The sequence below is a fragment of the Streptomyces nodosus genome, from assembly GCF_008704995.1.
Lineage (GTDB): Bacteria > Actinomycetota > Actinomycetes > Streptomycetales > Streptomycetaceae > Streptomyces > Streptomyces nodosus.
This window is the reverse complement of sequence record NZ_CP023747.1, coordinates 4,651,794-4,664,754: the sequence shown is the minus strand read 5'-3', so window position 1 is coordinate 4,664,754 and position 12,961 is coordinate 4,651,794. Positions and strand designations below refer to the sequence as shown.

The following is a 12,961-nucleotide window of genomic DNA, read 5'->3' as shown; positions in this document are numbered from 1 at the left end:
CCATGTCTTTCGCATACGCACCCGCCCCCGAGTCCCGCGCGATCGTCGACATCGCGCCCTCGTACGGCCTGTTCATCGACGGCGAGTTCACCGAGGCGGCCGACGGCCGGGTCTTCAAGACGGTCAGCCCCTCCACCGAGGAGATGCTCTCCGAGGTCGCCCAGGCCGGTGAGGCGGACATCGACCGCGCGGTGAAGGCCGCCCGCAAGGCCTTCGGGACATGGTCGGCGCTGCCCGGCTCCGAGCGGGCCAAGTACCTCTTCCGCATCGCCCGTATCGTCCAGGAGCGCAGCCGTGAGCTGGCGGTCCTGGAGACGCTGGACAACGGCAAGCCGATCAGGGAGACCCGCGACGCCGACCTGCCCCTGGTCGCAGCGCACTTCTTCTACTACGCGGGCTGGGCCGACAAGCTGGACCACGCGGGCTTCGGGGCGAGCCCCCGGCCGCTCGGTGTGGCCGGCCAGGTCATCCCCTGGAACTTCCCGCTGCTGATGCTGGCCTGGAAGATCGCCCCGGCGCTGGCCACCGGCAACACCGTCGTGCTCAAGCCGGCGGAGACCACTCCGCTGTCGGCGCTGTTCTTCGCGGACATCTGCCGCCAGGCGGGGCTGCCCAAGGGCGTGGTCAACATCGTCCCCGGCTACGGTGACGCGGGCGCCGCGCTGGTCGCGCACCCGGATGTGAACAAGGTCGCCTTCACCGGCTCCACCGCCGTCGGCAAGGAGATCGCCCGCACGGTCGCGGGCACCCGCAAGAAGGTCACCCTCGAACTGGGCGGCAAGGGCGCCAACATCGTCTTCGACGACGCCCCGATCGACCAGGCCGTCGAGGGCATCGTGACCGGCATCTTCTTCAACCAGGGCCAGGTCTGCTGTGCGGGCTCCCGTCTGCTGGTGCAGGAGTCGATCCAGGACGAGCTGCTGGAGTCCCTCAAGCGCCGGCTGTCCACGCTCCGCCTCGGCGACCCGCTGGACAAGAACACCGACATCGGCGCGATCAACTCCGCCGAGCAGCTGACCCGGATCACCGCGCTCGCCGAGCAGGGCGAGGCGGAGGGCGCCGAGCGCTGGTCCCCGGCCTGCGAACTTCCCTCGTCCGGCTACTGGTTCGCCCCGACACTGTTCACCGGCGTCACCCAGGCCCACACCATCGCCCGCGACGAGATCTTCGGCCCGGTGCTGTCCGTGCTGACCTTCCGCACCCCGGAGGAGGCCGTGGCCAAGGCCAACAACACGCAGTACGGCCTGTCGGCGGGCATCTGGACCGAGAAGGGCTCCCGCATCCTGGCGGTGGCGAGCAAGCTCCGCGCGGGCGTGATCTGGTCCAACACGTTCAACAAGTTCGACCCGACCTCGCCGTTCGGCGGTTACAAGGAGTCGGGCTTCGGCCGCGAGGGCGGCCGCCACGGCCTGGAGGCGTACCTCGATGTCTGAGAAGTCCGAGAAGTCTGTGCCGACCGAACCGCGACTTTCGGTCTTCAAGACCTACAAGCTGTACGTGGGCGGCAAGTTCCCGCGTTCCGAGAGCGGCCGGGTGTACGAGGTGAGCGACTCCAAGGGCAACTGGCTGGCGAACGCACCGCTGTCGTCCCGCAAGGACGCCCGTGACGCGGTGGTCGCCGCACGCAAGGCGTTCGGGGCGTGGTCCGGCGCGACCGCGTACAACAGGGGCCAGATCCTCTATCGCATCGCGGAGATGCTGGAGGGCCGCCGCGAGCAGTTCGTCCGCGAGGTCGCCGAGTCCGAGGGCCTGTCCAAGGCCAAGGCGGCCGCGCAGGTCGACGCGGCGATCGACCGCTGGGTCTGGTACGCGGGCTGGACCGACAAGATCGCCCAGGTGGTCGGCGGCGCCAACCCGGTGGCGGGCCCCTTCTTCAACCTCTCCTCCCCCGAGCCGACGGGTGTGGTCGCGGTCCTCGCTCCGCAGGAGTCGTCCTTCCTGGGCCTGGTCTCGGTGATCGCCCCGGTGATCGCGACCGGCAACACGGCGGTGGTGATCGCGAGTGAGAACGCCCCGCTCCCGGCGCTGTCGCTGGGCGAGGTGCTGGCCACCTCCGACCTGCCCGGCGGTGTCGTCAACGTGCTGTCCGGCCGTACGGCGGAGATCGCCGCCCCGCTGGCCGCACACCAGGACGTCAACGCGATCGACCTGACCGGCGCCGACGAGGCGCTGGCGAAGGAACTGGAGATCGCGGCGGCGGACAACCTCAAGCGCGTCCTCCGTCCACAGCCTGTGGATTACGTCGCGACTCCGGGCATCGAGCGCCTGACGGCCTTCCTGGAGACCAAGACGGTCTGGCACCCGACCGGCTCCCTGGGCGCCTCCGGTTCCTCCTACTGAGCCACCTCCCCCCAGGAGGGCCGCGTCTCCTCACCCCCGCCCGACGGAGACGCGGCCCTCCTCCCTTTTCCCCTGAGTGCGGGCCGCTCAGGCCGTCACAGGATCTCCCCCCTGCTACGGGCGTTGGCGTCGGCCACCCGCGCCCGCAACCGCGCCTCCGCGTGCTCGGGGTCGTGCAGCGGCCGCACATCACCGGGGCGCGCCGTCCACTCCCTGCCGCCACCGACCGGTCGCAGCCAAACGAACCCGTCCAGGTGGTCCATCACGACCCCGCGCCGCTCCCGCCGCGTGTCCTGAGCGAGCCAGCCGACCGGAATCCGGGGCTCCGCGCGCTCGACCTGCCCGCCCGTGCCCGGGGTGTGTGCCGTCGCGTCCGTCGCCGTACGTCCTTCGGATGCCAAGGGTGCCTCCGCTGCGTTCGTGCTGTTCACACCCTCAGCGTCGGGTCCCGACACCGCCGTCGGACAGGATGACACCGTTCCGAACCCGATTACGGAACAGCTCTCACCTGCCCCTTTTCACCGTTCGCACCCAGACTGTCACCGACCGCGACTAGCGTTGGACGGTACCGGTGTCCCCCTCGGGGATCCGGAACGACACGGCGCGTCCACACGGCAAGGGAGCCCCACGATGAGCCAGCCCGCCCGCGAACTCGACCCCGCGCACTCCGCCCGCGACCTCTACGGCGTGGAGCTCCGCCGCCAACGCCGCATCGCGGGGCTGTCGCTGGACCGGCTGTCGGACATCGTCAACTACAGCAAGACCCATCTGCACGGGGTCGAGACCGGGGAACGGCTCCCGTTGCCACCGATCTCCGAGAAGCTGGACGCGGCCTTCGGGACGGGGGAGTTGTTCCAGGGGCTGTGGGGGACGGTGAAGCGGGAGCACACACCTCGAAGGTTCGATCACTGTCTGGAACTGGAGGCCCGGGCAGCGCGGATCCAGGCGTTCGGCGCGAGCCTGATCCCCGGCCTGCTGCAGACAGAGGCTTATATGCGCACGCTGTTCACCGAGGCCGAGCCGGGCAGGAGCCCCGAGGAGATCGAGGGCCTGGTGGCCGCCCGTCTGGGCCGCCAGGAGATCCTCCGGCGGACGTGCCCGCCGGACTTCTGGTGGATCCTCAGTGAGGCAACCCTGCGGCAGGTCGTGGGCGGTCCGGCGGTGATGCGCGAACAGCTCAGAGCGCTGCTGCCGCTGGCGTACACACGGCACACCACGATCCAGGTAGCTCCCTACGGAGCGGATACATGTGCCCTGATGAGCGGCACACTCATCCTGCTCACCCTCCCGGACAACTCCACCACCGCGTACCAGGAGAGCTTCGGGTACGGCGAAACCTTCGACGACCGGGAAACCGTCACGCGACGCGTGCGAGAGTACGATCACAAGAAGGCCTGCGCCCTCTCCCCAAGGGAGTCCGCGGCGTTGATCACAACGACGTTGGAGATTTACGAGCCATGCGAGCCACCCCGGACCTGAGCACCACACGCTGGCGCACGTCCTCCTACAGCGGGGGCGAGCAAGGGGATGAGTGTGTCGAGGTATGCGACGACACCCCCGGCACCGTCCCCGTCCGCGACAGCAAGAACACGGCCGGCCCCGTCCTGATGCTGGACGGGGCGGCCTGGCAGCCGTTCGTCGACGGCGTCAAGAACGGCTGCCTGTAAGGCATCCGCGCGCCGGCGTCAGCGCACCGACCCGAGCAACTGGCCGACGACCGGCACACTGCCCAGGGACGGCGCCTGGGCCACCGGGCCGGTGAGGGACCGGGAGGACAGCGGCGCGAAGTCGGCGACCTGGGTGGCGACCCCGTTGTCGAGCGGGTCGACGCCCGTGCCCGCCAGCGGGTTGGGCTTGAGGCCCGCGACCGTACCGGTGGCATGCCCGACCGCCCCCGTCGCCGCCGGCAGCCCCTCCTGGGGGTCGATGTCACCGACCAGGGCGGGCCGGGTGGGCATCACATCGAGCACCGGACCGGTGGCCGCCGACGCCGTGGCCGCACCCGCCCCCAGTGCGGCGCCCGCGGTCGCGACGGCGAGGAGCGCCCGCCGGGCGGTGGGGTTCTTGGGGGAGGCGTGTCGTGCCATGAGCGATGCCACCTTCTCACTGCCAAGGGTAATCATGTCGACACTCACGGTAGTTGAAAGCGCGTAGCGCACTCAACTCGAACCCACCGGCCGATCACCGGTGGAGCGAGCGGCCCCCCGGGCTGTCGCCCTTGAAACGCCGACCCATGGCGATCTCATCGCCCACCACCGACCAGACGGTCTCGTCGTCCTGGAAGGGGAGCGGATCGACGCTGCTCGTCTCCTCACGAATGCGATCGACCTCGCCGCCCAGGCGCTCGAAGTCGGCCTCCTCGTCGTCCTCGTCGCCGCTGAAGGTGAACTCCTCCAGCAGGCGCTGGAACCGGAGGGCAACCTGGACGAGGGAGGAGACGTCCGTGTGGAGTTCCCGCACGGTCCCCTCATCGGGGTCGAAGGCGTGCACCTTGCCGGATACGGGGTCGAGGGTGAGATACGCGTTGAGAAGCCAGCCGATGACGGGCCAGTCACCGGCGCCCTCCGCTGCGCCTTCGAAGTCCTCGACGTGGACGACGTCCTGGACGAGGGGCAGCAAGCCGTCGTCCTCGTCGGGCCGGCGCAGCAGGAGCGTCCCGGTGGGGGCGCCGACGATCTGCAGGAGGCGGGCGCCCTCGGTGTCTGCGGCGGCGGGCGGGAATGCGGTGGCGGGCACGGTCGCGATCCGGTCCTCGCCGAAGATGTCGGTGAGTTCGCTCCGGGTGACATCAAAAAGCACAGCCAGAGCTCCGAACGGTGATCACCGACCCCTCACGGTGGCAGCCTTACCGGCTCTCCACCCTATGCCTCCGGCCGCGACGGCCGTCAGACGGCTGATACGCCGGGCATCGAACTCGAACTCGGACCCGCCCGTCGCTCCGGTGAACGTGATGCGTCAGACTGGTGTCTCGTGAGTCTTCATCCCCCGGCCCCCGCCCGCGTCGTGCTGCTCTGTGGTCCCTCCGGATCCGGCAAGTCCCTGGTCGCCGCCCTCGCCGGGCTGCCCGTGCTGCGGCTCGACGACTTCTACAAGGAGGGCGACGACCCCACGCTGCCGCTGGTGGAGGGGAGTTCGGACATCGACTGGGACCATCCGGAGTCCTGGGACGCGGACGAGGCGGTCCGGGCCATCACCGAGCTGTGCGCCGGGAGCCGTACGACGGTGCCGGTGTACGACATCTCGCTGAGCGCGCGGACCGGGGAGGCGACCCTGGACATCGGCCGCACCCCGGTGTTCGTCGCGGAGGGCATCTTCGCCGCCGAGATCGTGCGGCGCTGCCACGAACTCGGCGTCCTGGCCGATGCGCTGTGTCTGACCCGGGGCCCCTTCACCACCTTCCGCCGCCGCTTCGCGCGGGATCTCAAGGAGGGCCGCAAGTCGGTCCCGTTCCTGCTGCGCCGCGGATGGCGGCTGATGCGCGCGGAGCGGTCGATCATCGCCCGCCAGACATCCCTGGGCGCCTCGGCCTGCGACCGGGACGAGGCACTGAGCAGGCTGGCTGCAGCGGCGGCGGGCCGGCGCGTGTCGACGGTGGACACCGCAGCCACCCCCTGAGGCCGCACCGGCGACGGCACCGGCCGAGGCCGGACGAACGAGAAACGGGACTGGACGGGCCCCCCGGCCCTGCCAGTCCCGCTCCCTGGTGCTCCCCCGTGGTCCCCCGTGACCCCGTTTCCCCCCTGCCGCCGCCCCGCACTTCCCCCGGTGTTCCCCCGGAGCGGCGCTCCCCCGTGCTTCCCCCGATTCCCCCGTTTCCCCTGTTTCCCCCGATCCCTCAGGCGACGAGCTCGCCGAAGGACTCCTCCTGGTCACGGCCGAAGCTCAGAGCCTCGTCCTCGCGCATCCGGCGCAGGGACCGCCAGATGCTCGACTTCACCGTGCCGACACTGATACCGAGGATGTCCGCGATCTCCGGGTCCGTACGGCCCTCGTAGTAACGCAGGACCAGCATGGTGCGCTGGAGTTCCGGCACCCGGGCGAGCGCCTGCCACAGGACGGCGCGCAGCTCGGTGCCGCGCATCGCGTCCGTGTCACCGGCGGTCTCCGGGAGCTCCTCGGTCGGATATTCGTTCAGCTTGCGGCGACGCCACGCGCTGATGTGCAGATTGGTCATCGTCCGCCGCAGGTATCCCCCCACGGCGGCCTTGTCGCTGATCCGGTCCCAGGCCCGGTACGTCGAGAACAGCGCGCTCTGCAGCAGATCCTCGGCCTCGAAGCGGTCACCGGTCAGGTGGTAGGCGGTGGCGTACAGGGAGGCGCGGCGCTCCTCGACATAGGCGGTGAACTCCGCCTCCGCCGTCGAACGACGCTCCCCCGGTTCCTCCCCGTACGACGCTCCCCCGTGCGACTCCCCCGTACACACGTCGACCACTGACCGGCAGGTGTGGCGCCCCTGCGGAGCGGACGACGCGCCGTGCTGGCGCCCGGTGCCACGAGCACACAGGGCGCCTCCCACGGCACCGGACTTCTCCGCGTTCCGGATGACATCGTGCAGACGGGTGACCACTGTGCTCGCGCCGACGCTGTGCAGCGTGCTCATCTCGCGCCCCCCATCCTGGAGTCCCGGTGTCCGGCTTGCTTCCTTGCCTGTGCCGAAAATCCTGCCGGGGTCACTTCATGACCGTGTCCTCCGACTGTCACAGACCTGTCACAGGGGTGATCCGCGCCCCCGTTACCCGCCAGTCACGGCGCAGAGTCATCCGGTTACGCATCCGTACCGCCGGAGTGCGGCCCGGACCCGCCCGGCGCGACCGGGGGCCGGGGTCTCACGGACGAAGTCCGGGTGCAGTCGAAAGAGAGGCCCGGCATACGCCAGAATGGCCCCTGTGCCTTCCCTGTTGCTGATCGAGGACGACGACGCCATCCGGACGGCCCTGGAGCTCTCTCTGACGCGCCAGGGACACCGCGTGGCCACCGCTGCCACCGGCGAGGACGGACTTCAGCTGCTGCGCGAGCAGCGGCCGGACCTGATCGTGCTGGACGTGATGCTGCCGGGCATCGACGGCTTCGAGGTGTGCCGGCGCATCCGGCGCACCGATCAGCTGCCGATCATCCTGCTGACCGCGCGCAGTGACGACATCGACGTCGTGGTCGGGCTGGAGTCCGGTGCCGACGACTATGTCGTCAAGCCCGTGCAGGGGCGCGTGCTCGACGCCCGGATCCGGGCCGTGCTGCGCCGCGGCGAACGCGAGGCCAACGACTCGGCGACCTTCGGCAGCCTCGTCATCGACCGGGCCGCGATGACGGTCACCAAGAACGGCGAGGACCTGCAGCTCACGCCGACCGAGCTGCGGCTGCTGCTGGAGCTGAGCCGCAGACCCGGGCAGGCGCTGTCCCGGCAGCAGTTGCTGCGGCTGGTGTGGGAGCACGACTACCTCGGCGACTCACGCCTGGTCGACGCCTGTGTGCAGCGGCTGCGCGCCAAGGTCGAGGACATCCCCTCCTCCCCCACCCTGATCCGTACGGTCCGTGGGGTCGGCTACCGGCTGGACGCCCCTCAGTGACCGAACCGCAGGCGGAACCCGGCGGCTGGTCCGCCGCACGCAGGGCCGTACAGTCACGGCTCCGTTTCACCAGCCTCAGACTGCGTCTGGTCGTGGTCTTCGGACTCGTCGCGCTGACCGCCGCCGTGTCGGCGTCCGGCATCGCGTACTGGCTCAACCGTGAGGCCGTCCTCACCCGCGCCCAGGACGCGGTGCTGCGCGACTTCGAGCAGGAGATGCAGAACCGGGCGAGCTCGCTCCCGGTGCATCCGACGCAGGACGAACTCCAGCACACCGCCGGGCAGATGGCGAACAGCAGCCAGCGCTTCAGCGTGCTGCTGCTCGCCACCGACGAGCACGGCAACACCGTGGTCGGCAACTCCGACCTGGACACCTTCACCCTCCAGGACGTGCCCGCGTCCCTGCAGAAGGCGGTGAACAAGCAGCAGCCGGTGTCCGCGAACAACAAGGACGCCTATCACCTGTACTGGCAGCGGATCGTGGACGGCGGCAAGCCCTATCTGGTGGGCGGCGCCAAGGTGATCGGCGGCGGCCCGACCGGCTACATGCTCAAGTCCCTGGAGCCGGAGGCCAAGGACCTCAACTCCCTCGCCTGGTCGCTGGGCATCGCCACCGGGCTGGCCCTGATCGGCTCGGCCCTGCTCGCCCAGGCGGCCGCCACCACCGTGCTGAAGCCGGTGCACCGCCTCGGCATCGCGGCACGGCGGCTGGGCGAGGGCCAGCTGGACACCCGGCTGCGGGTCTCCGGCACCGATGAACTCGCCGACCTGTCCAGGACGTTCAACCGTGCCGCGGAGTCCCTGGAGAAGAAGGTCGCGGACATGAGCTCCCGCGAGGAGGCCTCCCGCCGGTTCGTCGCCGACATGTCCCATGAACTGCGTACGCCGCTCACCGCGATCACGGCCGTCACCGAGGTCCTGGAGGAGGAGCTGGACGCGGAGACCGGCAGCGTGGACCCGATGATCGAGCCGGCCGTGCGGCTCGTGGTCAGCGAGACCCGGCGGCTGAACGACCTCGTCGAGAACCTGATGGAGGTCACCCGCTTCGACGCGGGCACCGCCCGGCTGGTCCAGGACGACGTGGACATCGCCGACCAGATCACCGCGTGCATCGACGCCCGCGCCTGGCTGGACGCCGTCGAGCTGGACGCCGAGCGCGGCATCATGGCCCTCCTCGACCCGCGCCGCCTGGACGTGATCCTCGCCAACCTGATCGGCAACGCCCTCAAGCACGGCGGTTCGCCGGTCCGGGTGTCGGTGCGCGAGGAGAGCGAGGAGCTGGTGATCGAGGTACAGGACCGGGGCCCCGGCATCCCCGAGGAGGTCCTGCCGCATGTCTTCGACCGCTTCTACAAGGCGAGCGCCTCACGTCCGCGCTCCGAGGGCAGCGGCCTCGGACTGTCCATCGCGCTGGAGAACGCGCACATCCACGGCGGCGACATCACGGCCGCCAACTCCCCGGAGGGCGGAGCGGTCTTCACCCTGCGCCTGCCGCGCCACACCGCACCGCTGATCGCGGAGGAGGAGGGCGACCGGGACGCCCACCGGAACGGGGACGGAGACAGGAACGGGGACGGCAACGGGAACGGCACGGAGGGGAACGCCCGATGAGAGCACGTGGCGCACGCCCCTGGCTGGCCGTACCGCTGCTGGCCGTGCTGCTGACCGGCTGCGGCATACGTTCCACCCAGGTGCCGACGGACTTCGGCCCCGCACCGTCCCGGGTGCCCTGCGCGCTGTCCGGCACCCACCCGTCCCCGCAGGCGGGCCCGGGCATACCCGTCCAGGTCTTCCTGCTGTGCGCCTCACAGCTGGTCACCGTGGACCGTTCGATGCGCATACCCGACGGCACGGCGGAAGTGAAACGGCGGGTGCTGGTGGCACAGGGGCTGGTCGACCAGCTCGCCATGACGCCCGCCACGGAGCGGCAGGCGGGCTATACGACGGACGTGGCCGCCGACATCCGGGTGAGCGGGCCGTACGGCACGGACCCGGAGGACACCTTCCGGCTGAGCACCCCGGTGCAGGACCTCACCTCGTTCGCCCTCGCGCAGATCGTCTGCACCTTCGCCGACTCGGAGGCGACCACCGCCGACGACGGGACCGTGCTGCTCGGCGGCCCGGACCGGCAGCCGCCGCGCCGCTATGAATGCACCGACGAGGTACGGTCCCGGCCGGGCGCGGTGCCCCCGCCCTCGCACGAGGTGACCGGACCCTGAGCCGGGACCGTCCGGTCGCCGGCCCCCGAAGGTCCGTACGTGTGTTTGGCCACTCATCTGCGGCGGTGCCTTCCGGAACCGATCCCGCCGGAGCCCGCGTCTTGGGGGGCGTGCAGCGTCAAGGCTCAAACGGCGGCAGCGCCGCGTTCCGCGTCCGGGTGGCAGGGGGTGTCCTCCTCGTCGCACACCTCGCGCTCGTCGCCTGGATCACGCTGCGCCCGCTGGACGTGCCCTGGGTGAGGCCCGCCAATCTGCATCCCCTCGCCGGTATCAGAGCCGATCTCGCCCTGGGCTGGCCGGAGGCCGCCCGGCGGATCGGGAAGGGGCTCGCGCTGCTCGCGCCGCTCGGGGTGCTGCTGCCCCTGGCGGGCGGCCGGCTCGTCGTCTCCCCGCTCGCCTCGCTGGCCCGTACGGTCGCCGCGGGCACCCTGATCGCGCTGGCCGTCGAACTGCTGCAGACCGGGGTGCCCGGTCAGGTCGTGGACATCGACTCGATCCTGCTCGGCACGGTCGGGGTGGCGCTGGCCCATCTGCTGGTCGTCCCCGCGGCCCGGGTCAGGATCCGCCGCAGGGCCGAGTGCCGGCGGCGGGCCGCCCTCCCCCGGGACGAGCCGTCTCAGGGGCGGACCCCGACGATTCCCAGGGTCGGAATGGCTCCTTAGAGCGAGGCTTCACCTGCTTCGTCCCCGTAGCGTGGAACACATCGGGAGCGCCAGGTCCTCTGCCACGACGAGCGCCCGCACCGCCGGGCCACCGAGGCCGTCGAGGACCTGGACGCCACCGACCGGACGTCCCGGCGACCGCCGGGACCCGCTCACCGCCACGGCTCGCGAAGGAGTTCCGATGACCGGCCTTGCCCGCCCCACCCACGGACGGATGATCGGCGGAGTGTGCGCAGCGCTGGCACGGCGCTTCGGCACCTCCGCGACCACGATGCGCGTGCTCTTCGTGCTGTCCTGTCTGCTGCCCGGCCCGCAGTTCCTGCTCTACATCGCGCTGTGGATCCTGTTCCCCTCGGAGGACCGGATGGATGCGCGTTCGGGCTGGTGACGGCGGCCGGTGCCGCACCGCCGACGGCCGGGAGACACCCCCGGACAGCGGAGCACGACCGCACTACGACGTCGAGGGGCGCCCCGATCCGGGGCGCCCCTCGACGTCGTACGGACAGGCGTCTCAGGCCAGCGGGATCCCGTTCACCGGCAGGCCCTGTGCGGGCAGGCCCTTGACCGGCAGCCCGCCGAGCAGCCCGGCGGCCGGGGCGGCGGGGCCGTCGGCGAGGGTCCGGTGCGCCAGGGGGCGGGCGACGGCCGCGGCACGGCCGAGCGCGTTCTGCCCCTGGCCGAGAGCCTCGCCCGCGCCGGGCAGCGTCCCGGCGACCTTGCCCAGCGGCAGCCCCCCGGTGACGGTGGGCAGCCCGGCGGCGTCCGGCACGGATGCGGGGGCGGCGCTCGCGACACCCGCGCCCGCGGCGGCGAAGGCGGCACCGAGAGCGGCGACACCGAGGGTCTTGGCAGCAGAGTGCTTCATGAGGAACACGTCCTTGGGTCCGGTGACGGGGAGGTGCGCGGTCCAGAACCGTAGACACCCGAAAAGGGGCACCGCAAACATCCCGGAACGGCCGGAACGGGGCCTCGCGGCCGTTCCGTGCAAGGGCTCGTCAGTCCTCGGGCTGCGCGGAACCGCTGGTGGAAGCGGTCTGCTGGAACAGCCATTCGGACTTCAATGCGGCATAACCCGGCTTGACGACGTCGTTGATCATCGCCAGTCGTTCATCGAAAGGGATGAACGCCGACTTCATGGCGTTGACCGAGAACCATTGCAAGTCGTCGAGCGTGTATCCGAAGGCCGCCACCAGATGGGCGAACTCCCGGCTCATGCTGGTCCCGGACATCAGCCGGTTGTCCGTGTTCACCGTGACACGGAAGTGCAGTCGCCGCAGCAGCCCGACGGGGTGGCCGGCATAGGAGTCGGCGGCGCCGGTCTGAAGATTGGAGCTGGGGCACAGTTCCAACGGGACGCGCTTGTCCCGCACGTACGAGGCCAGGCGCCCGAGCTTCACCGAGCCGTCCTCGCGGACCTCGATGTCGTCGACGATGCGCACCCCGTGCCCGAGCCGGTCGGCGCCGCACCACTGGAGGGCCTGCCAGATGGACGGCAGACCGAAGGCCTCCCCGGCGTGGATGGTGAAGTGGTTGTTCTCGCGCTTCAGGAACTCGAAGGCGTCCAGATGCCGGGTGGGCGGGTGGCCCGCCTCGGCACCGGCGATGTCGAAGCCCACCACGCCCATGTCCCGGTAGCGGTTGGCGAGTTCGGCGATCTCCAGGGCACGGGCCGCATGCCGCATCGCGGTGAGCAGGGCGCCGACCCGGATGCGCCGGCCGGCCTCCGCGGCCCGCCGCTCACCCTGCCGGAAGCCCTCGTCGACGGCCTCCACGACCTCCTCCAGGGTGAGCCCGCCCTCCAGATGCTGCTCGGGCGCGTACCGCACCTCGGCGTAGACGACCCCGTCCTCGGCGAGGTCCTCGGCACACTCGGCGGCCACCCGGACGAGCGCCTCGCGGGTCTGCATCACCCCGACGGTGTGCGAGAACGTCTCCAGATACCGTTCCAGCGACCCGGAGTCGGCGGCCTCCCGGAACCACAGGGCGAGCTTGTCCGGGTCGGTCTCGGGGAGGGAACGGCCCGAGGCGCGGGCCAGGTCGACGACGGTTCCCGGGCGGAGCCCCCCGTCGAGATGGTCGTGCAGCAGAACCTTGGGCGCCCGGCGGATCTGGTCCCAGCCCGGGGTGTTCGGGTGCTGGCTCGTCATGGGCGCACCATAGCTCCGCGTGCCCGGAGC

16 protein-coding genes are annotated in these 12,961 nt (G+C 71.0%); 10 read left to right on the top strand and 6 right to left on the bottom strand.

Translation table 11 applies throughout. The features are described 5' to 3' along the window. Positions 1-2: 2 nt before the first annotated feature. Together CP978_RS21120 and CP978_RS21115 are read left to right on the top strand one after the other, a co-directional pair. Entirely contained in the window at positions 3-1,433 is a 1,431-nt protein-coding gene (locus tag CP978_RS21120) for an aldehyde dehydrogenase family protein (protein ID WP_043443327.1), read from the top strand. Next, a complete protein-coding gene (locus CP978_RS21115) occupies positions 1,426-2,340 on the top strand; it encodes an aldehyde dehydrogenase family protein (protein ID WP_043443325.1) in 915 nt (304 codons plus the stop codon). Before CP978_RS21120 ends, CP978_RS21115 begins: the two co-directional genes overlap by 8 nt. A 95-nt stretch (positions 2,341-2,435) precedes the next feature. On the opposite strand, the gene CP978_RS21110 is transcribed toward CP978_RS21115, so the two are convergent. After that, positions 2,436-2,741, bottom strand: coding sequence for a hypothetical protein (locus CP978_RS21110; protein ID WP_052454219.1), 306 nt, complete (start codon positions 2,739-2,741; stop codon positions 2,436-2,438). Between the two features lie 229 nt (positions 2,742-2,970). Between CP978_RS21110 and CP978_RS21105 the strand changes: the two genes are divergently transcribed. Together CP978_RS21105 and CP978_RS21100 are read left to right on the top strand one after the other, a co-directional pair. Next, the gene (locus CP978_RS21105; protein ID WP_043443323.1) at positions 2,971-3,819 is read left to right on the top strand and encodes a helix-turn-helix domain-containing protein; all 849 of its coding nucleotides are present in this window, start codon (positions 2,971-2,973) and stop codon (positions 3,817-3,819) included. After that, on the top strand, positions 3,798-4,007 hold the full coding sequence (locus CP978_RS21100; protein WP_043443321.1) for a DUF397 domain-containing protein: 210 nt from the start codon (positions 3,798-3,800) through the stop codon (positions 4,005-4,007). The genes CP978_RS21105 and CP978_RS21100 overlap by 22 nt, the downstream gene beginning before the upstream one ends. Positions 4,008-4,025: 18 nt before the next feature. On the opposite strand, the gene CP978_RS21095 is transcribed toward CP978_RS21100, so the two are convergent. Continuing rightward, on the bottom strand, positions 4,026-4,427 hold the full coding sequence (locus CP978_RS21095; RefSeq protein WP_043443319.1) for a hypothetical protein: 402 nt from the start codon (positions 4,425-4,427) through the stop codon (positions 4,026-4,028). A 94-nt stretch (positions 4,428-4,521) separates the two neighbouring features. Continuing rightward, positions 4,522-5,139: an SUKH-4 family immunity protein gene (locus tag CP978_RS21090; RefSeq protein WP_043443317.1), complete on the bottom strand. Its 618-nt coding sequence runs from the start codon at positions 5,137-5,139 to the stop codon at positions 4,522-4,524. Positions 5,140-5,310: 171 nt separating this feature from the next. Here CP978_RS21090 and CP978_RS21085 point away from each other — a divergent pair, with 171 nt between their 5' ends. Continuing rightward, the gene (locus CP978_RS21085; protein WP_227745421.1) at positions 5,311-5,955 is read left to right on the top strand and encodes a uridine kinase family protein; all 645 of its coding nucleotides are present in this window, start codon (positions 5,311-5,313) and stop codon (positions 5,953-5,955) included. Between the two features lie 220 nt (positions 5,956-6,175). On the opposite strand, the gene CP978_RS21080 is transcribed toward CP978_RS21085, so the two are convergent. Beyond that, positions 6,176-6,940: a SigE family RNA polymerase sigma factor gene (locus tag CP978_RS21080; protein ID WP_043443313.1), complete on the bottom strand. Its 765-nt coding sequence runs from the start codon at positions 6,938-6,940 to the stop codon at positions 6,176-6,178. Between the two features lie 286 nt (positions 6,941-7,226). Here CP978_RS21080 and afsQ1 point away from each other — a divergent pair, with 286 nt between their 5' ends. From afsQ1 to CP978_RS21055, 5 genes are all read left to right on the top strand, one after another. After that, positions 7,227-7,904: a two-component system response regulator AfsQ1 gene (gene afsQ1, locus CP978_RS21075; protein WP_174498657.1), complete on the top strand. Its 678-nt coding sequence runs from the start codon at positions 7,227-7,229 to the stop codon at positions 7,902-7,904. Further along, the gene (locus tag CP978_RS21070; protein ID WP_043443309.1) at positions 7,901-9,514 is read left to right on the top strand and encodes a sensor histidine kinase; all 1,614 of its coding nucleotides are present in this window, start codon (positions 7,901-7,903) and stop codon (positions 9,512-9,514) included. Before afsQ1 ends, CP978_RS21070 begins: the two co-directional genes overlap by 4 nt. Further along, positions 9,511-10,122 carry a hypothetical protein gene (locus CP978_RS21065; protein ID WP_043443308.1) on the top strand — a complete coding sequence of 204 codons (612 nt, stop codon included), beginning with the start codon at positions 9,511-9,513 and terminating at the stop codon, positions 10,120-10,122. Before CP978_RS21070 ends, CP978_RS21065 begins: the two co-directional genes overlap by 4 nt. Positions 10,123-10,232: 110 nt before the next feature. Next, on the top strand, positions 10,233-10,784 hold the full coding sequence (locus tag CP978_RS21060; protein ID WP_043443306.1) for a VanZ family protein: 552 nt from the start codon (positions 10,233-10,235) through the stop codon (positions 10,782-10,784). A 181-nt stretch (positions 10,785-10,965) separates the two neighbouring features. Further along, positions 10,966-11,172, top strand: coding sequence for a PspC domain-containing protein (locus CP978_RS21055; RefSeq protein WP_043443304.1), 207 nt, complete (start codon positions 10,966-10,968; stop codon positions 11,170-11,172). A gap of 123 nt (positions 11,173-11,295) precedes the next feature. On the opposite strand, the gene CP978_RS21050 is transcribed toward CP978_RS21055, so the two are convergent. Both CP978_RS21050 and CP978_RS21045 read right to left on the bottom strand, forming a co-directional pair. After that, on the bottom strand, positions 11,296-11,649 hold the full coding sequence (locus tag CP978_RS21050) for an ATP-binding protein (RefSeq protein ID WP_150478270.1): 354 nt from the start codon (positions 11,647-11,649) through the stop codon (positions 11,296-11,298). Positions 11,650-11,779: 130 nt separating this feature from the next. Beyond that, complete coding sequence (locus CP978_RS21045) at positions 11,780-12,931, bottom strand: adenosine deaminase (protein WP_043443302.1); 1,152 nt, start codon at positions 12,929-12,931, stop codon at positions 11,780-11,782. Between the last annotated feature and the right edge of the window lie 30 nt (positions 12,932-12,961).

Coding starts and splice junctions, on each gene's coding strand:
- CP978_RS21120 (WP_043443327.1), top strand. CDS start 3: ATGTCTTTCGCATACGCACCCGCCCCCGAGTCCCGCGCGATCGTCGAC.
- CP978_RS21095 (WP_043443319.1), bottom strand. CDS start 4,427: ATGGCACGACACGCCTCCCCCAAGAACCCCACCGCCCGGCGGGCGCTC.
- CP978_RS21105 (WP_043443323.1), top strand. CDS start 2,971: ATGAGCCAGCCCGCCCGCGAACTCGACCCCGCGCACTCCGCCCGCGAC.
- CP978_RS21080 (WP_043443313.1), bottom strand. CDS start 6,940: ATGAGCACGCTGCACAGCGTCGGCGCGAGCACAGTGGTCACCCGTCTG.
- CP978_RS21045 (WP_043443302.1), bottom strand. CDS start 12,931: ATGACGAGCCAGCACCCGAACACCCCGGGCTGGGACCAGATCCGCCGG.
- CP978_RS21055 (WP_043443304.1), top strand. CDS start 10,966: ATGACCGGCCTTGCCCGCCCCACCCACGGACGGATGATCGGCGGAGTG.
- CP978_RS21065 (WP_043443308.1), top strand. CDS start 9,511: ATGAGAGCACGTGGCGCACGCCCCTGGCTGGCCGTACCGCTGCTGGCC.
- CP978_RS21100 (WP_043443321.1), top strand. CDS start 3,798: ATGCGAGCCACCCCGGACCTGAGCACCACACGCTGGCGCACGTCCTCC.
- CP978_RS21115 (WP_043443325.1), top strand. CDS start 1,426: ATGTCTGAGAAGTCCGAGAAGTCTGTGCCGACCGAACCGCGACTTTCG.
- CP978_RS21050 (WP_150478270.1), bottom strand. CDS start 11,649: ATGAAGCACTCTGCTGCCAAGACCCTCGGTGTCGCCGCTCTCGGTGCC.